This is a genomic window from Planctopirus hydrillae, assembly GCF_001707835.1.
GTDB lineage: Bacteria > Planctomycetota > Planctomycetia > Planctomycetales > Planctomycetaceae > Planctopirus > Planctopirus hydrillae.
The window spans coordinates 62,869-85,700 of record NZ_LYDR01000071.1; the positions used below are offsets into that span (position 1 = coordinate 62,869).

General features: G+C 54.3%; 20 protein-coding genes. 14 read left to right on the plus strand and 6 right to left on the minus strand.

The window, feature by feature from the left end; translation table 11 throughout:
• Positions 1–671: 671 nt before the first annotated feature.
• The gene (locus A6X21_RS09965) at positions 672–1,730 is read left to right on the plus strand and encodes a DUF1571 domain-containing protein (RefSeq protein ID WP_068847621.1); all 1,059 of its coding nucleotides are present in this window, start codon (positions 672–674) and stop codon (positions 1,728–1,730) included.
• Positions 1,731–1,752: 22 nt separating this feature from the next.
• Here the strand turns inward: A6X21_RS09965 and A6X21_RS09970 are convergent, their stop codons facing one another.
• Positions 1,753–3,003: a serine hydrolase domain-containing protein gene (locus tag A6X21_RS09970; protein WP_068847622.1), complete on the minus strand. Its 1,251-nt coding sequence runs from the start codon at positions 3,001–3,003 to the stop codon at positions 1,753–1,755.
• A gap of 496 nt (positions 3,004–3,499) precedes the next feature.
• On the opposite strand from A6X21_RS09970, the gene A6X21_RS24640 reads away from it, so the two are divergent.
• Entirely contained in the window at positions 3,500–4,897 is a 1,398-nt protein-coding gene (locus tag A6X21_RS24640) for a BBP7 family outer membrane beta-barrel protein (protein ID WP_068847624.1), read from the plus strand.
• A gap of 142 nt (positions 4,898–5,039) precedes the next feature.
• Here A6X21_RS24640 and A6X21_RS09985 read toward each other — a convergent pair whose 3' ends face one another.
• Positions 5,040–5,594: a hypothetical protein gene (locus tag A6X21_RS09985; protein WP_068847625.1), complete on the minus strand. Its 555-nt coding sequence runs from the start codon at positions 5,592–5,594 to the stop codon at positions 5,040–5,042.
• A gap of 687 nt (positions 5,595–6,281) precedes the next feature.
• Here A6X21_RS09985 and A6X21_RS09995 point away from each other — a divergent pair.
• The 3 genes from A6X21_RS09995 (at position 6,282) to A6X21_RS10005 (ending at position 9,313) form a co-directional block, all read left to right on the plus strand.
• Positions 6,282–6,479 carry a hypothetical protein gene (locus tag A6X21_RS09995; protein WP_131818274.1) on the plus strand — a complete coding sequence of 66 codons (198 nt, stop codon included), beginning with the start codon at positions 6,282–6,284 and terminating at the stop codon, positions 6,477–6,479.
• Between the two features lie 56 nt (positions 6,480–6,535).
• On the plus strand, positions 6,536–7,456 hold the full coding sequence (locus A6X21_RS10000) for a sugar transferase (protein ID WP_068847628.1): 921 nt from the start codon (positions 6,536–6,538) through the stop codon (positions 7,454–7,456).
• Positions 7,457–7,558: 102 nt separating this feature from the next.
• The gene (locus A6X21_RS10005) at positions 7,559–9,313 is read left to right on the plus strand and encodes an ATP-dependent DNA ligase (RefSeq protein ID WP_068847629.1); all 1,755 of its coding nucleotides are present in this window, start codon (positions 7,559–7,561) and stop codon (positions 9,311–9,313) included.
• Positions 9,314–9,379: 66 nt separating this feature from the next.
• Here A6X21_RS10005 and A6X21_RS10010 read toward each other — a convergent pair whose 3' ends face one another.
• The 4 genes from A6X21_RS10010 to A6X21_RS10025 are packed head-to-tail and all read right to left on the minus strand — an operon-like array spanning position 9,380 to position 12,505.
• Positions 9,380–10,558 (minus strand): hypothetical protein, encoded by a 1,179-nt coding sequence (locus A6X21_RS10010; RefSeq protein WP_131818275.1) that lies wholly within the window; start codon positions 10,556–10,558, stop codon positions 9,380–9,382.
• A 55-nt stretch (positions 10,559–10,613) separates the two neighbouring features.
• The gene (locus tag A6X21_RS10015; RefSeq protein WP_068847631.1) at positions 10,614–11,126 is read right to left on the minus strand and encodes an ExbD/TolR family protein; all 513 of its coding nucleotides are present in this window, start codon (positions 11,124–11,126) and stop codon (positions 10,614–10,616) included.
• A complete protein-coding gene (locus A6X21_RS10020; RefSeq protein ID WP_068847632.1) occupies positions 11,123–11,644 on the minus strand; it encodes an ExbD/TolR family protein in 522 nt (173 codons plus the stop codon). Before A6X21_RS10020 ends, A6X21_RS10015 begins: the two co-directional genes overlap by 4 nt.
• A gap of 51 nt (positions 11,645–11,695) precedes the next feature.
• Complete coding sequence (locus A6X21_RS10025; protein ID WP_083233526.1) at positions 11,696–12,505, minus strand: MotA/TolQ/ExbB proton channel family protein; 810 nt, start codon at positions 12,503–12,505, stop codon at positions 11,696–11,698.
• Between the two features lie 215 nt (positions 12,506–12,720).
• Here A6X21_RS10025 and A6X21_RS10030 point away from each other — a divergent pair, with 215 nt between their 5' ends.
• From A6X21_RS10030 to A6X21_RS10070, 9 genes are all read left to right on the plus strand, one after another.
• Positions 12,721–13,590, plus strand: coding sequence for a lysophospholipid acyltransferase family protein (locus tag A6X21_RS10030; protein WP_240490227.1), 870 nt, complete (start codon positions 12,721–12,723; stop codon positions 13,588–13,590).
• A gap of 190 nt (positions 13,591–13,780) precedes the next feature.
• Positions 13,781–14,500 (plus strand): hypothetical protein, encoded by a 720-nt coding sequence (locus A6X21_RS10035; RefSeq protein ID WP_068847634.1) that lies wholly within the window; start codon positions 13,781–13,783, stop codon positions 14,498–14,500.
• Positions 14,494–14,865 (plus strand): hypothetical protein, encoded by a 372-nt coding sequence (locus tag A6X21_RS10040; protein WP_068847635.1) that lies wholly within the window; start codon positions 14,494–14,496, stop codon positions 14,863–14,865. Before A6X21_RS10035 ends, A6X21_RS10040 begins: the two co-directional genes overlap by 7 nt.
• A 36-nt stretch (positions 14,866–14,901) precedes the next feature.
• Positions 14,902–17,145 (plus strand): hypothetical protein, encoded by a 2,244-nt coding sequence (locus A6X21_RS10045; protein WP_131818277.1) that lies wholly within the window; start codon positions 14,902–14,904, stop codon positions 17,143–17,145.
• Between the two features lie 45 nt (positions 17,146–17,190).
• Positions 17,191–18,849 carry a hypothetical protein gene (locus A6X21_RS10050; RefSeq protein ID WP_131818278.1) on the plus strand — a complete coding sequence of 553 codons (1,659 nt, stop codon included), beginning with the start codon at positions 17,191–17,193 and terminating at the stop codon, positions 18,847–18,849.
• Between the two features lie 51 nt (positions 18,850–18,900).
• Positions 18,901–20,463 carry a hypothetical protein gene (locus A6X21_RS10055; protein ID WP_068847638.1) on the plus strand — a complete coding sequence of 521 codons (1,563 nt, stop codon included), beginning with the start codon at positions 18,901–18,903 and terminating at the stop codon, positions 20,461–20,463.
• A 344-nt stretch (positions 20,464–20,807) separates the two neighbouring features.
• A complete protein-coding gene (locus A6X21_RS10060) occupies positions 20,808–21,311 on the plus strand; it encodes a 3-hydroxyacyl-ACP dehydratase FabZ family protein (protein WP_068847639.1) in 504 nt (167 codons plus the stop codon).
• Positions 21,312–21,471: 160 nt separating this feature from the next.
• The gene (gene fabG / locus A6X21_RS10065; RefSeq protein WP_068847640.1) at positions 21,472–22,227 is read left to right on the plus strand and encodes a 3-oxoacyl-[acyl-carrier-protein] reductase; all 756 of its coding nucleotides are present in this window, start codon (positions 21,472–21,474) and stop codon (positions 22,225–22,227) included.
• Between the two features lie 199 nt (positions 22,228–22,426).
• Positions 22,427–22,813, plus strand: a complete 387-nt coding sequence (locus tag A6X21_RS10070; protein WP_068847641.1) for an acyl carrier protein — start codon at positions 22,427–22,429, stop codon at positions 22,811–22,813.
• The last annotated feature ends 19 nt before the right edge of the window (positions 22,814–22,832 follow it).

A 22,832-nucleotide genomic window follows, 5' to 3' on the forward strand; every position in this document is an offset into this window, starting at 1 on the left:
CCAGATCATCTGGTCAAGGTTGTGGTTGACAATGGCGTCTGCTGAGAGAATTCCACAATCCATCGTCCTCGTGTGGATAGTCTACCTCGTGAAATTCGCCCGATGTGGCAGGTTTTCAACCAATGTCTCAGTTTCGCGGCAAATCCAACCCTTTGCTCACGGCCAATTCAACCCATGTTGCAGACGTTTCTACAGCAGTGTGAATCTGGTGCCAGCTTTCTTTGATGGCTGAGGTGAGAAAATCGATCCTGAACAAGTGGGATGCCAGATGATTCTTTCGTCATATTCCGATGCGAGACTCTGACGGCTGGGGCATGTGTCCCGAGGAGTCTGGTCAATCAGTCAGAGAGAAACGGGGTGTGGAAGTTCTGCAAGGTTCGCCGATTCTCTTCCTGGTGGGCTCTTTCCTGGCAATTCTTTCTCGCTGATCGGCAGTTCATCTGGCAAATCCTGCTGATGTCATCGACTCGTGCCTCATAACCAGCTTGCTCAATTGCCGATGATGAATTCGGTGACATCTGGGCAAGTCCTGGCTTGGGCCAACCTGGTCGCATCCTGGTTTGGGTCGAAACTGTGAGTGCGCATCCTGTCTCGTGGAATCTGCCCCCGACGCAAATTGCCTTTCGTTTCTGAGTGATCGACTGTGGCTCCCCAACCAGGAAACCCCATGTATGCGTCGAATGATTCGTCTTTACTGGAGTCTGCCGACTGTTCATCGTGCTAATGGAACAGCCGTGGCTCTGGCCCTTGTGACCTTGATCGGGCTGCGCCTCGAATTTGATCCCTCGATTGCCGGTGCTGACTATCGCCAGATCGTGGTCAAAAAATCTCAGCCACTCAAGATGTCGTTTGCTAAAGCAGCGCCTGAGAGTAAAGCGGATGCAACCCTAGAGACATCACCCGTTCCTGCCGTGAATCCGGCGACTGAAGTGGCCATGGCGACAGCGACCACTCCCGATTCCATGGGGCGGAGCGTCATCGAGAAGGTTGAGCCAGTCACTGCAGAGACTCCTGAAGCTGTGAACCTGCGCCGAAAAGTGAGCATGCTGCGTGAAGGGTTGGCTTTTCTGCAGCAGACACCGGATTACACCGCCCAGTTCACGAAGCAGGAACTGGTGGCTGGTGAGTTGACGGAAGAGCAGTCGATTTATGTCAAGATTCGTCATCAGCCATTCAGTATTTATTTGAAATGGCTGACTGGTGATGCAGGTCGAGAAGTTCTGTATGTCGCCGGTGAAAATGCAGACAAGATGATTGTGCACGCCGGTGGCTGGAAGGCACGCTTGCCAGCGATTTCGATTGAACCTGAAAGTTCACTGGCAATGGCTGAATCGCGGTACCCTGTGACAAAAGCAGGGTTACTGGAACTGACGAAACTGATGCTTCACTATCATACCATGGATTTACAAACGGCCAATTTTGCCACTTGCGATGTGCTGGAAGGCGAATCGTTTGGCGATCGACCATGTACCGCATTCCAGGTGGAATATCGTTCAAAAGAGGTTTCTCCGGACTATCGCAAGACGATCACAATCATTGATAACGAGTGGAAAGTGCCTGTTTGTATTCGGAACTTTTCTTGGCCATCGAATGGTACTGCCGATGCGGAGACGGTCGATGAGGAAACCTTACTGGAAGCCTACAGCTACACAGAGATTTCTTTTGGCCAGCAGTTAGCTGAAGCGGATTTCGATTCGAAGAACGAAGAGTATCGATTCCGTCGGCAATAGTTGGATGATTGCTGAAACAGGCTCATTCATGAGTCAGTAATCGCTGCATCACCTGGATGCCGATTTCGTCCAGCGAATGAGGGACATTGGCCAGCAGAATCACACCGACACGCTGTTCGGCATCGAGAGCGACAAAACTTCTTGAGGCGGTCGTCGCCCCTGCGTGGAAAGCAATCCTTTTCATGCGGGGGCGATGTTCATTTTTCTGGTTGTCGGCCGTCGTGTTTTTCGGCAGAGGAATGGTGATCAAGTGCCATCCCAGTCCCATTTGAAGTTTTGTCGACAGTGGGTCGGGTTGTTTAGGGAAATGAGTCTTCAGGCTGTTGGCGAACGCAGCAGAAATCTCTGCGGAAGCGTGTTGTTGTGACTGCGACTTTTGGTCGGTGAGGGGTTTCTCATCATCGTTTGGTGGTGGCCAGTGGGCTTTGACCCAGCGAGTGAGATCATGGATGGAGGAGTGGAGCCCACCACAGGCTTCTAAAGTTGCAAATGACCAGGTGGGGGCAGCGATCCCCTGTTGATTGAAAGTCGGTACTCGTCGCGATTGTATTTCTGGTGTTAAGTGGAACCTTGTCTCGTGAAGCTCGAGAGGGTCCAACAGATGAGTCCGCAAGGCCGATTCAAAGTTCGCGGCTTTGGTCGCATCTGCCAGTGCGTGTCCTAAGAGGCCCATGCCCAGATTCGAATAGAGGTACTTTTCGCCTATCGGATGGCTGAGCTTGACTCCGGAAAGCGACTGTTCGAGAGCCTTGTGATCATACAGAGAATAGGGATTGTTTTCGGTCTGGTGCTGCCTGGCAAAACTCGCAATATCTGGGGGCTGGACGGGGAGGCCCGATGAGTGTGTGGCCAGTTCCACGAGTGAGATTTTTCGCTCGATGCCCGCCTGATGTTCGCTCGGGAGCTTCCAGGCTTGCGGCAGATAATCGCTGGCAGGATCCCCGAGGGAGAGAACCTGCTTTTCGGCAAGAAGTGCCAGAAGCACCCCAGTGAAAGTCTTGGTCACCGAGGCCAGCGCAAAGAGGGAATGTTCATCAGCAGAACGTGCTGGTTTGTCATTCGGTTTTTGCGTGTCCGATCTTTCAGCAGCGGACTTGTCCGGCGGAACGACTCCATCAGGAATGAATTCTCCCGAAGTCACAAAGAGGTCACCGGCTGGCCGGATGATTTTGGCTGCAACAACGGCAGTGGGATGCTTGCGGGTATACGCATCGATCAACCGCTGCACTTCGTCGACTTTCAGTTCGTCAGCAAAAGCTGAAATCGATGTCATAGCCGAGCATATCAAGAGAGTGAAAGTCAGGAATCTGTGTCGGAGTCGACAAAAATTCCAGTCTCTGCAGGTCAGAATTGTCGTGGAAGGCATGCGGAACTCTCTCGATGGCCTGACAGGTATTTGGCTGATGATCATTGAATATATCCTGCCACTTCGCCTGATCCATCGGCCTGATTCGAGATTCCATGATCTCTGCGAGATGGCGAGCACGCTGTCGAACACAGCTTCAACCTCATTGAATGGCAGACTTTGCCGATACAGGAAAGGCATGTTTCGCCGTTAGATTCGCTATAGACGGCATTGCCGGAGTTTTTTAACAGCCCGGCACAGGAAAGCGGCAAGTCGATTGGCTCTTACAACCGATACATACGACACATTCGGAATTGTCGTGTGCTTTGGGACCAGGGGATCTCTGGTGAGACCAGTCGAGCACACATAGTCTTGTCGCCAGCAGGATGCCCCTACTGTGGACACTCGACCTGGGAAGGTGAACATGCCGGTGCGGTACCTTTTCACCACATTATGCCTGCTACCACTCGCGCTGAGCTCGAATGCTTTTGCGCAGAATGGATCGTTTCCTCAGGCTGACAGCGTTTACGGCTCTGGGGGGTATGCCCAGCCATCGTTTGGTCCCGGCCCACAAGGACAGGGTCAATATGGGCAGGGGATGATGCCTCAAGGCCCGCATGGCGGATATCAGGGCGGATATGGTCCGCAAGGGTACTCTGCACCATTCCCTCCGGCTTATGGCTATCCGGGAAATGGCTTTATCGATGGAAACATGCCGAATACGACTTACACGCAGTATCCGGATGACGGTGGCTGGCTGTATGCCGATTCGCCGATCGAGAAGGCCTTGAAGAACACTTTCCGGCACGGATTCTTCCGTCTCGAATATCTGCTCTGGGATGTGGAAGACCCCGGCAATACGGTGGTGGGTACCGATCTTTCGGGCTTCCGGAACAATCCTGGGGCATTGGTTCCGGTGACTGATCCTGTCACAGGGGCTTTGATCGGCCAGGGAGTCGTGCAAAACCTCGATACGATTTCGCTGAAGGACAACAACGGTATTCGCGGAACCTGGGGTTTGCCGATTTTTGAAGGGACATTGGAAACCAGTGTCTTCAGCTTGCAGACGAATACATCGAGCATTGTGGGTGGCGTGCAATTACCTTCCTCCACGGGGGCTCTAGATGGAATCTTTCCGGTAATTCCATTCAATGTGGATGGAACTAATTTGCTCTTAAGCTTTGACCGATCCTACCAAGCAACTTTGCGAACTGGCATCTGGGGGACCGAAGCGAATTATGTGGTCGATGCTCCCGATCCGAACGCTTTCTTTCAAGTGCGCCCGATGATCGGCTTTCGCTACATGAACTTCCGGGAAACATTCTCTCAGGTTGGTGTGAATACATCGGCAGGGGAAGACCCGTTGGATCCTGCAGCGACGACCTACACAACGACGATTGATTCCAGCGTCAATAACAACTACTACGGGCCGCAGATTGGTTTGCGGGCTGAATTGGTTGGCAAGCGATTCTCACTGGCTGCAGAACCTAAAGCCTTGATTGGTTTGAACTCCTACAAGGCGACATTGTCTGATCAGAATGTGCGTGAAGGTGAAGGACTTACCAGTCAGTCCGTTACTGACACAACCTTCGGGCCGATTCTCGATCTGCAAGTCTCGGGTAAGGTTCATCTCACCGAAAACTTCTCAATTTTTGTCAGTTGGGAAGGGATGTGGACAGGTATGGTCAGTCGGCCCTACATGAACATAGACTATGATGGCACAAACCAGACCAATCCCCCTGAGTCAAACTTAAGGCTGAATCCTCGATTTACAGATGCCTTCCTGCAGGGACTGACGGTTGGTGGTGAAGTTCGCTATTAAAGAATGATCGACAGCTTCCTACGAAGCCCAGCATCACTCACATTAAACACAGACAGGCCATGAGGTATATTCCTCATGGCCTGTCTGTGTTTTCAAGCTGATAGCGAGTCTCAATTGTCAATCGATGGTTGAAGGATCGCTATTAAAACTGAGGTAACGCTTGTGGTGATGGGCCGAAAGGGATGAACGGCTTACCATCGGGCCCATACTGAGGGAATTGTGGAGCCACAGGGCCGTGAACGTTCCCTTCAGGAGGACAACTGTCGCAAGGCGTTGTGACTGCGGGCGGTGGGCAGTCTTCGGGCTGAGGTGTCAAAGGCGTGGGTGTTACTGTCTTACTATCGCCAGGAGCACTGTTGATGACAGGTGGTGCGACGGGAACAAAATCGCTTGTTCCCCAGCCACCCTGGATCTCGGTCGCTAGAGGATACGACGCAAAATAGCGCCCATCACTATAGAACGAACCGGCAGTGAAGCTGGTCCTTCCCCACCACTTGCGGCAGCCAAAAAATGCCGGTGTGTAGTAGGTCTGGTTCATGCCACGGAATGCCGCTCCCAGCGAAGCGAGTTCATCGACGACAGCCGAACGAAGACAGACAAGGCCTGTGATCATTCCCAGAACAACCAACGTGCCAATCAGGACCAGTTCGGCACTGACAATAAAACCGCTTTCATCTCGAAATAATGACCTCAACATAACCATTCCTCTCGTGGCAAATAGGGGAAAACGCAATCCTTCAGTTCGTTCATGGGCAGGGCACGGCCCTCAGGTCGTGAGTGATGTATGGTGCAAGTCAGGCAGGCCTGACTTGCAAAGAGTCGTTTTGGGCTGACTGGTCGTCGGTGATCGAAGTTGTGGCGGCGATCGGTGTGGGGTGTGATGACGCGATCTCGGGCTGGCGGCTGGTTCCAGCACGCCGCAGGGTCTGGGGCACGTGCTCTCTTCACTACAGTTCACGAAAGTGATGAAAGCGCGTTGTGCCGCCCCAGACTCCTGGCGGCCGGAAGCCTTCCACGCTTGCCACAGACGCGGAAGGCATGCATCTCAAGGCGTGATTCAGGAGGTCTCAGGTCTCCATCACACGCTCGTCACACAGACAGGGCGTTTTCAGCCCCGATGCCACTACAAACAGCACAGGACGTGCCATTGTTACAATCGCTACTATCGATACAAGCGGACTTCGTGATGTAACATCCGTCTTACATTGTGGTTACGAGGAATCCGTGAGAGAGGCAAAGGTCTGGTTGTGAGGGTTGTAGTGATAAAAGCGATTCTGCTGCTTATCGCGATTCTTTACATTTTGTATCGATTGTTGAACGAACGGCTGTGCCGGGTGGTTTTCCCGCCCTGTTGAAATCAAGAAATTCTTCAACGGCGGATCTGATGGCCACGCTCACCCAGCATGTGGCGAAATGGCCACATGCTGGTACAACCGCGCCAGGTGGCCAAAGAACCACGACCAGCCTCTGGAGATCGGCAAGGAGATGGCCTCCTGAAGCGATCATGCGACGTAAGCTCGATACGAAAACACAGGCTCTGCCAGAGAGCTTTGGCCCATTCGCACTGGATTCGAATGGCTGATCATCCCTTGTTTCAGCAGGTGCCTTGATGAGAAATCAAGGCCAGGTGCCGATGCCATGAGCGCGACAATTCTCGAGAAGCCACACTCCACCATTGCGACTCCTCAAGATCAGATCTCGACCACTCTGCCGAATCCGTCGGCAAGAGAGCGGCATGATCTTGGGGGAAGCGAATTCGCCGATTTGTACGATCAGTACGTGGCGGATGATTCGACAATTCCTCCTCAATGGTTGACACAACTGAAGCTGGAAAAGACCCGGCGGAGTACCAGGTGTCTCAGCGAAGGGACGCGCCTGGCCAAGCGGGTGATGGACATTGTGGGAGCGCTGGTATTAATCGCTGCGACCGCTCCGCTGATGGTGCTGGCTGCCATCCTTGTTCGAGTCTCTTCTCCTGGGCCGATTATTTTCTGCCAGACACGAGTGGGTCTCAATCAGCGGAAGTCGGGGCGTCGTGATCGCCGCAATCAAAGGCAAGCGGCTCTTCCTCCGGGTGTTGAACGACGTCATCCTGAGAATAACCGCCGGAAAGAAGATGGCTATGGCAAGCCGTTTACGCTCTATAAATTTCGCACGATGCGCACAGATGCCGAGAAAAATGGAGCCCAGTTTGCAGTGCAGGGTGATCCTCGAGTGACGCCTGCGGGACGGTTCATGCGGAAGACCCGCCTCGATGAACTGCCCCAGTTATGGAATGTCCTCAAGGGGGAAATGTCGCTGGTCGGGCCACGTCCTGAGCGGCCGGAGTTCATCGAAAAACTGTCGGCAGAGATTCCCAATTACATCAATCGACTGGGGCTGAAACCCGGACTGACTGGTCTGGCACAGGTGATCAACGGTTACGACAACGACATCGAAAGCTTTCGACGCAAGGTGAATCTCGATCTGTTGTATCTGCAGAACTGCTCGATCTGGAATGACTTAAAGATTCTCCTGCGAACTGTTCGTGTCGTGCTGACGGGGAGCGGCGCGCTGTAAAGCTGATGTAAAGGAATACTCAGGCAGATCTCGATGACTCTGTTCTCGATCTGTGGTGCTGCTACAATTGAGCAACCACGCTGATCTGGTGAAGGACAGAGGATGCGCCGCTTTTCTCAACTTTTCAAAGAACTGGATGCGACGACCCGCACCAGCGAGAAGTTAGCGGCACTGGAGAGATATTTTGCCCAGGCAGAGCCTGTCGATGCCGCCTGGGCTGTCTGGTTTTTGAGTGGCCATCGCCCGGCGCAGCCTGTTCCGGTGAAGCGTCTGAGGCTCTGGGCAGCTGAACTCGCAGAACTTCCTGAGTGGTTGTTTGCTGAATGTTATGAAGCGGTAGGTGATCTGGCCGAGACGATTGCGCTGCTGCTTCCGCCACCTCAGGAAAGTGAAGAACGACCATTTTCGTGGTGGATTACTCAAGTACTTCTCAAGCTGCGCAATGCCGGTGAAGCTGAGCAGAAATTAATGCTCAAGCACGCCTGGAGATCGCTGGGCACGACCGAACGGTTTGTCTGGAACAAGCTGATGACGGGCGGTTTTCGAGTGGGCGTTTCGCAGCAGTTGATTGTGCGGGCGATCTCTCAAGTGACAGGGATTGCCGTCCCCATTTTATCTCATCGCTTGATGGGAAACTGGCAGCCGACCTCAGAGAGCTATCGAGCCTTGATCGAGCCGGGAGGGCAGGAACTGAATATCAGTCAGCCCTATCCGTTCTGTCTGGCTTACCCTTTGGAGGACGAAATTCAAACGCTGGGAGCAACCTCGGAGTGGCAAGCCGAATGGAAGTGGGATGGAATTCGAGCACAGGTGATTCATCGACAGGTTATCGGCTTAAACGGTAGTGAGGTCTTCATCTGGTCGCGCGGTGAGGAGTTGATCACCGAGGCTTTCCCGGAGTTGATTCCTGAGATTGAGCAGTTGCCACTGGGGACAGTGCTGGATGGAGAGATTCTGATCATCAAAGAAGGACAGCTTCAACCATTCTCACAACTGCAGAGGCGGATTGGCAGGAAAACGGTCGGTAAGAAACTGCAGCAGGATGTCCCAGCGGGAATGATGATTTTCGACTTGTTAGAGCACGAAGGGCAAGACCTGAGAAATGAGCCTTTAGTGCGCCGCAGGGAGTTGCTGGAGAAACTGTTTGAGGGATTGCCGCTCGCTCGCTTGCAGTTGGCACCACTCATTCACGAATTGACCTGGGAAGCGATGTCGAACGTGCGGGCTACGAGCCGGGAGCGAGGTGTCGAAGGTTTGATGCTTAAGCGAAAGAGTTCGACTTATCAGGCTGGTCGAGTGCGTGGTGACTGGTGGAAGTGGAAGATCGAACCGATGACGATTGATGCCGTGCTGGTCTATGCCCAGCGGGGTCATGGGCGAAGGGCCAGTCTCTATAGCGATTATACATTTGCTGTCTGGGAAGGGGATGTGCTGGTACCGTTTGCCAAGGCGTATTCGGGTTTGACCGATGATGAAATGCGGGAAGTGGACAAGTTTGTTCGCGAGCATGCCATCGAGAAGTTCGGCCCGGTTTGCAGTGTGAAGGCTGAACTGGTGTTTGAAATTGGCTTTGAAAGCCTTCAGGAGTCGCCCCGGCATAAATCCGGGATTGCCGTGCGATTTCCTCGCATGCTCCGCTGGCGAAGAGATAAGACACCACTGCAGGCCGATCGGATGGAAGAGATCCGCCAGATGTTGAGAACGATGAAGCGGCGTGACGATCCTCAGGGAGAAGAGTCAGCACCTCTGGTGGCGCGGCGAAAACTCAAAGCTCCCCAATCGACCAGGGCCGAGTCTCAACTGCTGTTGTTTGGTGATGATTTCGACCTGACGGATGACGATCAGCCTGAGGCATGACGACATGCCTCGCAAGAACTTCCATTCGGCAAACAGACGCTCTTTCGATCGACAGCGAGCGACAGATTATTTCTCAGCGGATGAAGATTTGGGTCTGAAGGGCTGTGCGAAGAGATCAATTCCACCGGCAGGTTGAGCGGTCGAATCGGACACATTAAACCACGGCTGATCGTTCGAGGCAGAGGGCGTTTTCTCCGCGTCTGGCCATGGTGACAGCGTATTGTTCGATTCCGTGGATGAGGTTGTTTCTTGTGGTGTTCTTGTGAACTGATTCTCGGTCGTTGATGGAGTTGACGCTGTGGGAACCTCGGTCTGCTCCACGAGACGGGGCTGAACTGTCTCGCTGGTCTTGGTGATGATCGCGGCCAGGGACGGATGACTCTGGCGGTACTGACGTATCCCGAATGCGATGGCAAGGCCGACAGCCGTAAGCAGACCACCTGCCCATAGAATCAGTTCTCGTGGTTGAGGCCAGGTGGGAGAATTTGTCGCTGTGGGTTGGAGCAGGCGAAGCTGCCCAATCAGTAAAGGAGCCCCGCGGCGCGTTTCATAGGCGTCGTAGGCCATGACCTTCAGGAAATAGCCAGCGAACTCGACCTCGGCGTTGACATCCGCACCTAAGGGGAGGCCGGCTGGCAGTTCGGGGAAGACCACGACGTAAGGAAACGATTTCGAGTCTGTTGTCCAACCCCAGGCCTCATAGAGTTGAGTAATCCCCAGGTTGTTCTCACCCGCCTGATAGGAAAGGACGCGGCGGACATTGAGCCGGAGCCGGACAGGCTGGCCACGGTGAACCTGCGGTTCTTCCCAGAGATTCACGAAGAGGACATGCGGGTTGGCACGCTGGAGCAGTTCGAGAAATGATTCACTTTTGGCCCAGCTCATTAATCGCCAGTAAGCGGGAATATCGACTTGTTGAAGTGCCTGCCGATCTTCGATGGGTTGAGTCTCGGCTGTGAAACTCGACCATTCATCGGGAAGGGTGTTGTTGATGACCTGAGTCGCTGCACCGGTTTCCGCAGATGCTTTGTGGGCTTTGACCATTGTGTGAAGCTGGTTTTGCGGAAGATCCTGGGCAGAGAGAACTAACTGGCGGGAATCATCGATAGCGATCCATGTCCAGAACCCGGGCTGCCTGGCGCGTAGTACGCAGAGACCGACAATGAACAAGAGGAGCACCAGCGAAAGGGTTCGCCCCGCTGGTATGCCGGCCCCAAAGGGTCTGACTCTTGTTCGGCGTGCCATGTTCCACCCACTCAAGCGCTGAATCGATCTGCTGGTCAACCAAGGAACCAGAACATCATCTGGTGTTTCGTTCGCTAAATCCAATTTCCCGCAGAGGTTTGCCATTGGCCAGTTTCTGTCGGGAAACGACCTCCACGACTTTCATCATGTCGCCGTAGTGCAGAGTTTTGTCCGAGATGATCTGAATCTGGTGAAAGGGAGAGTCTGGTGTTTGAAAGATCTCTTTGAGCTGATTGTTCAGGAGTGTCGCATGCTGGGGTGTCCAGTCGCCCTCGAACAGCGGTTGATCTTCCAGCAGAACCGCGCTCAATCGGCCTTCGGGATTGGCCAGTAACGTGAGATGAATCGCCTGCAGATCGAGCATCGCCTCGGCATCATTGCTGGCGGGAGTCAAAGTCTCAGGCTGCGTTTGCGCCACTGGGGGTGGCAGTTTGAGTGCGAACTGCCCCTCGATGGGCGAGGGTGTGAATGTGAGAATGAAGAATGCCAGAAGTTGAAACGCCATATCGAGCATGGCGGCCATGTTGAGTTCCACATTTCCGTGAGAGAATCGATTCCGATGCCTCATGGTGAACCTCCTGGCTCTCTGGCAGCGGGAATCGTTCGATCGGAAGTGGCACGATTTCGAGGCGCAGTCTGAGTGGAAGGTGCCATGGCACTGAGTGCGAAATTCTCGAATCCATGCTCACGGCTGAGAGTCATCAGTTCGTTGATCCGTGAGAATGGAACCCGTTCATCCGCACGCAGAATGACAGGTCGGCTTTCGGCCTCTTGATCGGGATTTTTCGCAGTGGAGACTTGTCGAGCCATGGCTGCGAAAAACTCGGCAGGATCGATGGGTTCGCCGTAAACCTGGGCCGTCCCGTCGCTGCGAAGATTGATCACGATGGGCTCTGTCCCTTTTTTCCATTCAATGGGCCTGGCTGAGCCCAGAACGGGGAGCTTCAGGCTTAAATCGAGAGATGCTCCTTTGAAGTTAATCACGAGCATGAAAAACGTGATGAGTTGAAACACGAGATCAAGCAGTGGTGTGAGATTGGGCTCAAGATTCATTTCCGAGCCGTGAGCATGGCGCTGAATGGGCATTGTGGATCTGTTCCTGAAGAATCTGGGTGCGAAGGATGCTCAGGGACTGAATCAGTTGTTTTTGGCAGCGAGATAAACTCGTTTGACGATTTCATCGGCCGTGTTCTGGACAGCGACTGTCAGGTTGGCGACTCGATTGCGAAAAAACGCGAAGAAGTAAATCGCGGGGACTGAGAGGGCGACTCCTTCGAAGGTGAGAATCAATGCTTCCGAAATTCCGCCGGCGACAGCACTGGCTTTCATCTGTTGATCGGAGAGAGCAATGACCGAAAAGCTGGAGATCATCCCCTTGAGAGTGCCCAACAGACCAATCATCGGCCCTAAGGAACCGATCACGGCCAGCATGCTGATTTTAGTTTCGAGGTTGACGGCCAGTGTGTCGGCACCGCGATCCACCGCTTCGCGAGCTTCGGCAATGCCAATCGATAAACCCGAGAAGGCGGTGGTCAGTACGCGGCCAATCTCAGAATTTTCTGCCTTGGCCGTGGCCAGCAGCGTGGTGAATTCCCGCTCTGCAATCAGTTGATGGCATCTGGCCACAAATTTGGGCGGCATGAGGACGGATTCGCGCAGTTCGAGAAAGCACTGTGTGACTTTGGCGACGAAATAGAGGGAAATAATCAAGAGGGCCAGACCAATCCAGCCGGAAGTTTCAATCAACCACCAGAACGTCGAGCGCCCTTCTGAGAGGCCATTTTCCTGCGGGTCGAGGGAGCCGGGATCGTTGGCCGCCTGATTTTCGCTGGCAGCAGTTCCACCTGATTGTGCGAGCGCCGCTGGTAAAGGTTGGAACCAGCCTTCACCCGTCAGGATGAAGACAACAAGCCACAAGCGCAGGTGAGACGTGATCGACGAAGACATACCGGTCTGCCTCTTGAAGTTCGATGGCTGCGATTCGATGGGTGAATAGACCATGATTGCCGGGCCAGTGGGAATTGCCAATTCTGCCTGCGAGAAACGAATGCCGTTGTCCTGAGACTATGAATCCAAAGGGATTTCGACACAACCCGAGTTCTGTTACTGTTCTGGCGAATTGATTCTCGATGGTTACACAGCATGTTTTCCACTTGAGATTGATGACCAGCCCAGTTGATCTGCCAGAATTGATGAAGAAAGATGTGAGCGTGGACAATACCGGTCTTCCCTCGACCACTCCTGACGATGTGGTCAATCATGAGCCAGCCACCTCTGTAGCAGCGGGGACGAACGTATCGGCGGCTGTTTCCGCGTCATTCCAGCAAGCTGAGGAATCACAACCTGTTCCATCTCCCGGGTTGCCACTGGGAGTTCAGCGGAATCGGGTCTGGTTTTATTGCCAGATGGTCTTCCGGATGGTGTTCTACCCCTGGATGGGTTATCGGGTGAGTGGATCGGAACAGTTCAATAACCCGGAGGGTGGGCTGATTCTGAGCAATCATCAGAGCATGCTCGATCCTTTACTGTTACCACTGGCGTTTCGTCGACCAGTCACTTATCTGGCGCGAAGCACCTTGTTTGAAAAGCGGTTTCTGGGAGCTTTCTTAAGGAAGGTTTATGTGGTGCCGATTGATCGGGATGCGGCGCGTGCGGGAAGCCTGAGGGAAATGCAGCGCCGTCTCGAACAGGGGTATCTTGTGGGAATTTTTCCTGAGGGGACGCGTTCAGTCGATGGAGAAATGGGGCCACTGAAACCAGGCTTTCTGGCCCTGATGCGACGTGGGAAAGTCCCCGTTTATCCTGCAGGGATTGCGGGAGCCCATCTGGCTCTGCCACGAGGCAAACTGATGCTGCGTCCCCGGCGGGTGCGTGTCGTCTTTGGGAAGCCGATCCTGCCTGAGGAGATTGCCGCTTACAGCAAGCAACAGGATGCTGAACTGATTGAACTCGTCCGGCAAAGAATCGCAGCCTGTGCTCAAGCCGCCGAAGCCTGGCGGCGGGGTGGGCCTGCTCCTGAAGGGCCCCTCTGAAATTGTTGACGAAGTGAAATTGTGGACGGGGTGAATTTGTTGACAGGGTGAAATGGTTCATTGAGTGAGTTTGTTGCCAAGATTGCGCGATGGTTTTTTCTCAGATTGAGATCACGGTCTGGAAAAGACAGGGTCAACGGAATCAGGTTCTTTCGAGAAATATCCGGGCGGAGAGATGATCTCGTTGGCTATGAACATCACAGAACAAGTCGAGCTCTTCTGGCCTGTCGTCGTCGGGTTGGCGTGGGGCGCTGCCAGTTGGTCACGTCGGCTGTTGGTGAATTCTCTGGGATGTGTCGTCGTCGTCATGGGACTTATGGCCATACTTGGGGAGCTGGCGAAAGGTCAAAGCTCAACATTCGAGATTTCCCGCCCGGCGGATCTGTGCTGGTTCGCCACTGTGGCACTGGTGGGTGCCTGGGCGACGTATCGCTGTGCTTCCCCTCGATCGAGAATTATCAGTTTATTGTTTCTGGCGGGGGGAATGACCTGTGCTCTCTTCGGGACACTTCTGGAAGGAAAACTTTGGGAAAGTGGAGTGATGGCTTTGGCAGGTACGATGGTGCTGTACATTGTCGCTACCAATACTCCGCAGTTCTTTCCGGTTGCATCGCACGCTCCACCGGCAGTTGTCCAAGGCTTAATGAATCTTGTGAATTCGCCGGCGATTCTGGTGCGATTTCGTATGACGATCAGTGCTCTGGCAGCAGCGATCCTGTTGTTTTCGGCCCTCATGATTTCGGCCGATGGTCGTATGCACGAAAATTCGCCCGCTATCGAGCAGAGCGTGTTTCGCATGGATGAAGAATGGCCAGCCGGGCTGCTCCTCCTGATGATTGGAGTGGGAATTGTCTGGAAATCCCGGCGATCTTCGGCAGGGATGGCCAAGGTGGAGGAGTTGCCATGCTGATGGGCAGTGCTGGTCTGGTCATGATCTGTGTGGGGCTTTCCCGTGGTTTGGCTGGAAGATTTCCAGAGCAGGTCAGCAGTCTTGCGGTGGCATTTCTGGGAATGACAATCCTGATGCTCAGCCGGCCTGCGGCCCATCCGGATGGGAGTGGTTTGCTGTGGGGTGTGTTGCTGTGTGTCGGTGGACTGTTGGTGCTGGCGACATGGAGTGTTTCGAAAGTATGGACTGGGGATCAGCTCGCAGGAACCTCCGCAGAACCCGAAGAAACTGATCGCGGCCTATACCAGCAGCAGGCTTTACAGTACGAAGAGTCAATGGCTCAGGAAGGAGCCGCTCGACTGGCTGATCGAGCTTCGTTCCAGTAGGCCCGGTATCCGGACAGGAGGGGATTGTCAGTGGTCGTGCCGTCGATTTCAGGGATGATCTGCCTCACACTTCTGGCGATTCCCCTTTGCTGGTTGGTGGTGCTGGCGTTGCTGCCAGAGCCGCGGACGCTCCGTGCAAATCGACGTTTGCAGCGGCGTGATGAAACGACTCTTTGCGTGGAAAGCGGTGGGGAAATGCTGGCTCCTGGCTTCCAGCAGGTGACTCAGCACGCGATTTCTGAGGGGGACGGGTCTTACAGCGTGAGCTGGGCCTGGAGAGGAAGTCTGCTGGTCTGGTTTATCACCGGAACGTTGGCTCTGGCAAGTGCCGTCTGGTGGGGAGGATTGGGCAAAAATCCAGCTCAATTCACAGCTTCTCAAGAGACATCTCTGGAAGTCTCGAACGAAGTCTGGCGGGTGGTTTCTCGCGCCTTGCCGATGGTCGAATCGGGAGAAGAGAGGATTGAAAACGGCAACTCCAGTCACGCAGTCAGATGTCTGGAAATCAGCCCTCTTCGAATGGCGATTCTGGCCATGCTTTGTGGAGTGGGCCTGGCGTTAATGCTGGCGGAGAGTCGGGCCCGATTCCGGAGCGGTGAGCGTTCTGAAATTGTGCACATGGCTCACAGGGCCCCGGTTCCGACGGTCATCGATGAGGCGGTTCCTCGCAAGATGGCCGCTCTGGGTGTTTCCGTCGGTCTGCTGGGGCTGGTGCTGCTGGCGATGGCCAGCCCGCTGGTGTTGCTGATTGTGGGAGCTCATCTGATCACTTTGGCTGTGTTGCTCTGCCAGTTCGGATGGGGAGATCGAACATCATCGATTCCGCGAGTGTTGATTTCGCTGCAGAGATGGCTGTTGCATCAATTGCCGGGAGATTTGCTGCTGCTGGTCGCTGCCATGCTGCTGATGCAGGGATTTCGAATTGATGGATTTGAAGATCTGGAGAGGGTGAAGGTTGCGCTGCCGGGGAGTTATGAGTTTGGGCTGCTGGAGATGGGAATTCTCTGCTGGTTTTTGGGGTGTTTGCCCAAACTGTTTTTGTTTCCGTCGATGTTGTCTGCCGGGGCGATCGCGGAATTGTCGGCAGGAGAACGTGCGACAAAGGTTGTTGGACTGTCCTCTTCCGGATTGGTGTTGGCGGTATTGAGTGCTGGTGCGGGTGTGTTGTTGCTGGAAAGCAGCTGGCCTTTGATGGCTCAGGCTTCGCTGGCGGGAGGTTCAGCGGGGCGAGAGTTGGCATCACAGCTCAGTTCGATATCGGTTGTTCTGTGCGGCTGGATGTTTCTTTCTGGACGAGTGCTGGCTGTGCCTGCGGATGAAACCGGAATGGATGGTGTACCGATTCGGGCTGGAGTGATCGAACAGAATCTCGGTGGAATTCAGGGACCCCAGAAAAGTGATGGCTGGAAAAGTGATGACTGGAACGAGCAGTGGTCTGATCCTGGTCGGAGCACTTTGTTGCTGGCCACGTTGTTGAGCCTGGCTGCTTTTCAGTTTTTTCAACGGGCTGGTCAGGCGGGTGATTTATCATTCACGGAGATCGACTGGAGTGCAGCGTGGTCTCGATGTTCGTGGATGTCGGGCTGGGTGCTGGGAGCATGGTGGCTGATCAGTCCCGTGGGACAGCATCGATGGTGGATCGGCGTGGGGTGGTTGAGTCTCGCCTGGCTGCCCATTGATCTGGAAGGAGTCAAGCTCTGGCAGCAAATGGCGATACTGCTGGGCATTCTGTGGCTGACCATGGGGATCATGTGGCCTGCCACCCGAGAGGTTGAGCATCCGCCAAGACCCGGAGGAGAGGCTCTGTTCGTGGCGAGCTGTTTCCTGATGGGGGTTTACGTTTTGCTTGCAGTCCCTGGAGAGTTTTTCCTCTCTTTCATCGAAAAGGGCCAGGTTCTGTGGCGAGCGGGACAATTACTGATTGCGAGCACGGTACTGACAGGGGGGCTATTGGCCATCCTTTTAGGAAGAGGAACAGTCCGTAAGCTCGCGTGGCGAACCTGCGGAGAGATGATGAAGCCATTTCTGGAACTGGGGCGAGACCATCTGCTGGTGGAGAAGGTATTCTTCTGGGGAATCCATCTTCCTGTGCGAGGGATCGCCCAACTGGTGCGACTGGGCGACTGGTTGGTTATTGACGGATGCTGGCAACGGGTCGGCTCACTGGGAGTACAGGCTGGAATGTGGCTCAGAGGGTTGCACACTGGCAAACTGTCGCTTTACATGACCATGCTGGTGCTGACTGCCAGTTTATGGCTGTTATTGTTTGTGAGACGTTGAGTTTAACGACTGCTGGCTGCCACCTGCTGTGACAAAGGAATGATCGTGCCGGAATGGCTATTGCGGATAGCACTTCTGGCCAGCCTGCTGCCACTTGTGGGGATACTTTTCCTGCTGGTAACGAAGGTCTGGCCGGCCTCAGCAGGGGGTGTGCGGCGTGTGCTGCCACTACTCCCCTGGTTCAACGTGAGTCTCTGGTTTGTGACAAATCTCTTGACGACGAGATGGCACAGATCTGGTTTAAATGACTCGGGCGAGTTGAGCCGTGTGATTGCGAGCGATGATTTCTCCTGGCTGAAGGTCTCGTGGGTGAAGGACTCCTGGCTGATGGTCTTCGCGCTGTCGTTGCTGGTGGCTTTGATCAGTTCAATGGAGAAGACTCGTCGCACGACTTTTTCAGAGCCGTCTTCTTCAACGATCGGGGGGAGGAGCGATGAGGGGATTGAACACCGCTGGCTGGTGATTTTTTTTGTCCAGCTATGCTGGACCTGGAGCTGGCTGGCCACGGACTGGAGATGGAGTTTGTTCTCTTTCGATGTGGGCTGGCTGATGGGACTGTGGGGGTTGTTGATCGAACGTAAGGTGGCTAGTGTCCATCCCGCCGGTCTCGCTGTGGCTGTTTCGAGAAGAGAGTCAAAAAGTGACCTGACATCGACACTGATCTGGCAGGGAGTGGCGAGTTTATGCCTGATGCTCGCGATGCTGCTGTTGTCGGCGATTTTTTCCCCGCTGAAGGCTGATCTTGTGCCAGTGGCACCACCGGCAGAGTACCGGTTGAGTGAATTGATCCACCAGATCGCACTGTGGAGTCAACAGAATGAAATGTCGTCGCGCGTGTGGTCGACAACTTCGGGAATGGTTCTGTTTCTCTTGGGCCTGGGCATCTGGATTCGTGCTGGATTATTCCCGATGCATGGCTGGTGGGGATCGCTGGTCACAGGTCAATCTTTGCCACTGACCATCTTATTGATCAGCGGGTTGGCGATGAGCAGCCTCTGGTATGTATCGACGGTGCTGATTCCTTTGTTCGCCAGCCCTGGGCAGGGATTGCCGGGTTGGTGGGGAGGTGTGGCTTTATGTGGTGCTCTGTGGATGGCGTGTCTGGCGATTTCTCAAAGTGATCTGCGGAAGATCGTGGGCTATACAGTGCTGGCAGTGCAGCAATTGGGAATGGTTGCCCGATGTCTCGGGGTGGGTGGTGATACTGTCGGTGATGTGGCAGTTCTCCTGGTGCTGGGTTCGCTGTTGAGCGGGGCTGTCATGCTCTTGCTCCTGCACCATCTGGAGAGGCAGTATGTGGGCCGAGAACTGGATGCCTGGGGTGGGTTATCGCAAAAAATTCCGCGCTGGTCGCAGATGCTGGGGGTCGCCGGTTGGTTGTTGGCTGGGGGGCTTCCAGGAGCGATCGGCCTGGGGATTTGGCGACTGTCTGGCTTACTGATGAGTGAGTCCCCATGGTGGGTGGCTGGTGTGTTGGTGAGCTGGATGATTCTGATTTCGACGCTGCTGAATCTGGTGTTGAAGCTGCTCTGGGGAAGGGAAAGAATTCCGGCTTTACCAGAGCTGGAAGCGAAGGGTATCAACCCGGGGCAACCACAAGGCATCCGTGTCGATCGAGTGGATGATTTGTCGCTGGGGACTTTCCTGGCAATGACGATGGTGGCATTAGCCAGCGTGGGATTGATCTGGCTCATCGAGTGTTGATGGATGAACCGGCATTAAGTGATGGTGGGCTTTGTTGAGAGAAGAGGGCGAATGACATTTCCTGTCACGATGAACTGGAATCTGGCGGGAGGGATGTGGATTGTCCTGGCGATGGTCGGAATGATGGTCTTGCCAGAGGCCAGGCGTTGGCCATTCTCTTTGCTGGCGTGGCTGGCAGGGCTCGTCAGCCTGGCGGCTGTTGGCTGGCCCGGTGTGTGGAGCCAGGCAGCAATGTCCCACCCGCTCTCAAAAGGGATCTTGATTTGCCTGACAGTCGGGGTCGGTATGGCACTGGGTGCCAGTGCTCGTGGCTCCTGGTTGGCACGGTGCGGTGGCGCCTTACAACCTGTGACGGCTGGCCAAGTCACAGATTTGGATGAGATGGATGCCTGGGATTGGTGGCTCCTGCTGACGCTGGGGCTGGGAGTCGTGATGCTGAGCGCGCCGCATCTGGCCGGGGCTTTGCTGGCGTGGGAGTTGATTCAGCTTACTTCGTTGAAATTCGTTCGCTGCGAGGCTGCTGGAGATCAATCCCGTCGTGTGGGGATTCAAAGTCGGCTCAAAGGCCTGATGCTGTTGTGGCAGGGCACGACGGCGATCTTTGTCTGGACGGGTTGGTTGCTGCTCATGAATCAGCAGGAGAGCCGATTGACGTCGATGTCAAACCCCGTCGCAGGCTGGCAGGGAGATTCGTGGCAGCAGGTGGGCTGGGTACTGATGGTGGCCGGTTGTGCTGGAAGGCTCTGCCTGATCCCTGGTCATTTTCTGTGGCTGGATCTGGCAGCGATGTTGAGCCCATGCAGACTCTCACCGAATGTTGGCGAGACTACCAGGAGATCTCTCCATGGAGTGCTTAGCGGCCATCAACTCGTTTGCTGGCTGTGCGGACTCTGGGTGCTGAGCTGGTTGGCACCCAGAAATATGCCCGGAATCGCAGCAGATGCGTTGCCAGTCTCGATGGAGGCGCTGGCCTGGTCGCTGATCGGTGGTTGGACAGCCTTGGCAGCGGGTTTGATCATTTTGAAGCAGGAGGAGTGGAGCCGATGGGTGGCTACGATTTTGATGGCCGGGACGGGATGGTGGGTCTGGTCTTTATGTTTGCTGGAGCCTGTTCCGGTTGAGGCTCAAGGGGAACGCTGGGAGGGGATGTCCCGGCAACTGACTGTGATGGTGGTGGGCTTTGGACTGATCAAATGGGGAATCAGTGAGGCATTCCGGACTGGTCGTCGGCTGCAGTATTTTGAAGAGTGGGAAGGTTTATTTTCCGTTTGCCCCAGTGGGGTGCTGGCAGTCATCGGCGGCGTGTCTTTGTTCCTGTTGAGCAGTCCCTGGCCCGGCTGGTTGATGGATACACAGCCATTGTTGTCGCTTTGGCAGGTAAGGTCTGGGCCTGAGGATCGTGTGGAACTCGGTTCGCTGTCGCTTTTGCCCGGAGCCTGTTTGGTGCTGATTTCGAGTTTGTTGGTCTGGGTCGGTTTTTTTCGGTGGTTGGCACTGGTTTTTGCCGGGTTGCCGATTGGGGCCAGATCCGTTCCATGGGGCAGTTTCGGTGTGGTGATTCTCGTGAGTGCGGCACTGTTGTGGTTGGCGGTGGGGTCGGGGTTTATGGCTTGAAAGCGAAGAATTTTGTTCCGCGTCACGCTGCTTTCGGGCTATTTGGTGATCATCTGTCAGGTCATGACAGCCCAGAGTCTCAAGCCTCGGGCATCAAAGGTTGAAAGTTCGCAGATCTTGCCCGTATGTGAACTTTAGTACATTTTTTGTGGCGAGAAGGGTTGAGGCAGAGTTGCTCAGACCCTATCATGCCGGTTTCGCTGGCTTTTCAACTCGGGTGATCTCCAGGAAATCCGTGGAGCTCCTGAGGTCGAATCTGCGAGTCGAATCTGCGAGTCAACAGTGCAGGGTCGAGGGCTTGCGAAGTTGCTCAGTCATCAACCATCCCCGGATAATGAAACACTATGCGTTTTCAGTTGATTGATCGCATCACGAGTCTCGTGCCCAACGAGTCGATTACAGCGGTCAAGAACGTGAGTATTGCCGAGGAATACCTGGCCGATCATTTTCCGGGTTTTCCAGTGCTGCCCGGGGTTTTCATGCTGGAGGCATTGACTCAGACCGGTGCGTGGCTGATGCGTGCCAGCACCGATTTTTCTTACAGCACGATTCTGCTGAAGGAAACCAGGGCTCTGAAATACAATGCGTTTGTGGCACCGGGCGACCAACTCCAGCTTTCGATGAAGGTGAAAAAGATCGGTCCACAGCATTGGGAGTTTGCCGGGTCTGGCGTGCTGGCCAGTACTCAGGAATCGGCAGTCAGTGCCCGAATTGTGCTGACACAGTTTAATGTGGCAGATCGTGATCCTTCGGCTCGAGCCAGTGATGAGGCTCGAATCGCCTGGTTAAGGCAATTGTTTCCCACGTTATGGTCTGCAGCTCCTGCCGGGCAGGAGTTGGTGTCGTGAGTTGAAGTTGCAGGTTTGAAATGCCGTGCAGTGGTGACTGGAAAAACTGACTCAGTGAATCTGCTGCAACCCAGAGGCTTGAGCCCGCTGAAAATCCAATGATCGATCGGCTGAGCATTGAATTGCAATCGATTGAAGAACTAAAGACGAGGAATGAAGTATGGATCTGACTGGACGCGTCGCACTGGTGACAGGTGGCAGCCGTGGGATTGGTAAAGCGATTGTGCTGAAGCTGGCCCGCGCGGGAGCCAAGGTGGCCTTTGTGTATCAGTCGAGTGAAGCTCCAGCCCTGGCGATTGTCGAGGAGCTGAAGGCATCCGGGCACGAAAGCTGGGCTTTGAAGTGTGATGTTGCCAATAAAGCGGCTTGCGATCAGGTGGTCGAACAGGTTGTCGAGAAGTGGGGTAAAGTTGACATTCTCGTCAACAATGCCGGCATTATTCGAGATGGACTGCTGGCCACAATGACAATTGAACAGTGGCAGGCGGTGATTGATACGAATCTGACCAGTGTCTTCAATTTCTGTCAGGCAGTGACGCGACCGATGATGTCGGCCCGGTATGGTCGGATTGTGAACATGTCGAGTGTTTCGGCAGATTTTTCGAATCCAGGTCAGGCCAATTATGCGGCGAGCAAGGCTGGCATTGAGGGATTCAGCCGGTGTATGGCTGTCGAGCTGGCGAAGCGGAATGTGACTGTGAACTGCGTGGCGCCTGGGTTTATTGAGACTGATATGACGGTGGCTGTGGTGAACGCAGCCGGTGAAACGATTAAAAAAGCGATTCCCTGCAAGAGGTTGGGTCAACCAGACGATATTGCCTTCGCTGTTCATTTTCTGGTTTCGAATGAAGCCAGTTATATCACAGGTCAAACTTTGAAGGTGGATGGTGGGTTGACTCTGGGTGGTATGGGTTAATTGCGGTGTTGGTGTTGCTCCTCGACGATTCTTTCGAGGGGTGTTGAAGATAAGTTTTCAGCAGCGCTGACGTGGGTTCGATCTGGCAGAAGTCCGTCCGAAATGCCAAGATCTGTGAGCGACTGTAAGATACGGACGCGACAAGCGGTACTGTTTTGAGAGACGTCAACTCGGAACGGGCTGCTCAAGGAGTGAGTGGATGCCATCGCGCGATGAGATTTTCGAAAAGGTCCGGGAAACGCTGTGCGACGCCCTGGGAGTTGATGACGACGAAGTGAAAGAGTCTTCGACGCTGTTTGGCGATCTGGGTGCTGAGTCGATTGATATTCTCGACATTCTGTTCCGGCTGGAGAAGGCTTTCGGGATCAAGATTCCCCGATCGGAACTTTTGCCTGAGAACGTGACAGCGGCTGATCCGAATTTCGTGTCCAATGGTGTCTTGACTCCCGCCGGTGTGGCGGAGTTGAAAGCCAAAATGCCACACGCAGATATTGACTCATTTGCCAAGGATCCTAAGGTTGAGAAGCTGACCGATCTTCTGACAGTGAAGATGATCGTGAATTTTCTTGAGAGTAAATTGTCCTGATTTTCGGAGTTGATCTCTC

Bases quoted from the DNA above. Each gene is read 5' to 3' on its own strand.
- A6X21_RS10030 (WP_240490227.1), top strand. From the start codon at position 12,721: ATGACCAGCCCAGTTGATCTGCCAGAATTGATGAAGAAAGATGTGAGC.
- A6X21_RS10070 (WP_068847641.1), top strand. From the start codon at position 22,427: ATGCCATCGCGCGATGAGATTTTCGAAAAGGTCCGGGAAACGCTGTGC.
- A6X21_RS10000 (WP_068847628.1), top strand. From the start codon at position 6,536: ATGAGCGCGACAATTCTCGAGAAGCCACACTCCACCATTGCGACTCCT.
- A6X21_RS10035 (WP_068847634.1), top strand. From the start codon at position 13,781: ATGAACATCACAGAACAAGTCGAGCTCTTCTGGCCTGTCGTCGTCGGG.
- A6X21_RS10055 (WP_068847638.1), top strand. From the start codon at position 18,901: ATGACATTTCCTGTCACGATGAACTGGAATCTGGCGGGAGGGATGTGG.
- A6X21_RS09970 (WP_068847622.1), bottom strand. From the start codon at position 3,003: ATGACATCGATTTCAGCTTTTGCTGACGAACTGAAAGTCGACGAAGTG.
- A6X21_RS10010 (WP_131818275.1), bottom strand. From the start codon at position 10,558: ATGGCACGCCGAACAAGAGTCAGACCCTTTGGGGCCGGCATACCAGCG.
- A6X21_RS10060 (WP_068847639.1), top strand. From the start codon at position 20,808: ATGCGTTTTCAGTTGATTGATCGCATCACGAGTCTCGTGCCCAACGAG.
- A6X21_RS10040 (WP_068847635.1), top strand. From the start codon at position 14,494: ATGCTGATGGGCAGTGCTGGTCTGGTCATGATCTGTGTGGGGCTTTCC.
- A6X21_RS10005 (WP_068847629.1), top strand. From the start codon at position 7,559: ATGCGCCGCTTTTCTCAACTTTTCAAAGAACTGGATGCGACGACCCGC.
- A6X21_RS10020 (WP_068847632.1), bottom strand. From the start codon at position 11,644: ATGCCCATTCAGCGCCATGCTCACGGCTCGGAAATGAATCTTGAGCCC.
- fabG (WP_068847640.1), top strand. From the start codon at position 21,472: ATGGATCTGACTGGACGCGTCGCACTGGTGACAGGTGGCAGCCGTGGG.
- A6X21_RS09965 (WP_068847621.1), top strand. From the start codon at position 672: ATGCGTCGAATGATTCGTCTTTACTGGAGTCTGCCGACTGTTCATCGT.
- A6X21_RS09995 (WP_131818274.1), top strand. From the start codon at position 6,282: ATGGCCACGCTCACCCAGCATGTGGCGAAATGGCCACATGCTGGTACA.
- A6X21_RS09985 (WP_068847625.1), bottom strand. From the start codon at position 5,594: ATGTTGAGGTCATTATTTCGAGATGAAAGCGGTTTTATTGTCAGTGCC.
- A6X21_RS10015 (WP_068847631.1), bottom strand. From the start codon at position 11,126: ATGAGGCATCGGAATCGATTCTCTCACGGAAATGTGGAACTCAACATG.
- A6X21_RS10025 (WP_083233526.1), bottom strand. From the start codon at position 12,505: ATGTCTTCGTCGATCACGTCTCACCTGCGCTTGTGGCTTGTTGTCTTC.
- A6X21_RS24640 (WP_068847624.1), top strand. From the start codon at position 3,500: ATGCCGGTGCGGTACCTTTTCACCACATTATGCCTGCTACCACTCGCG.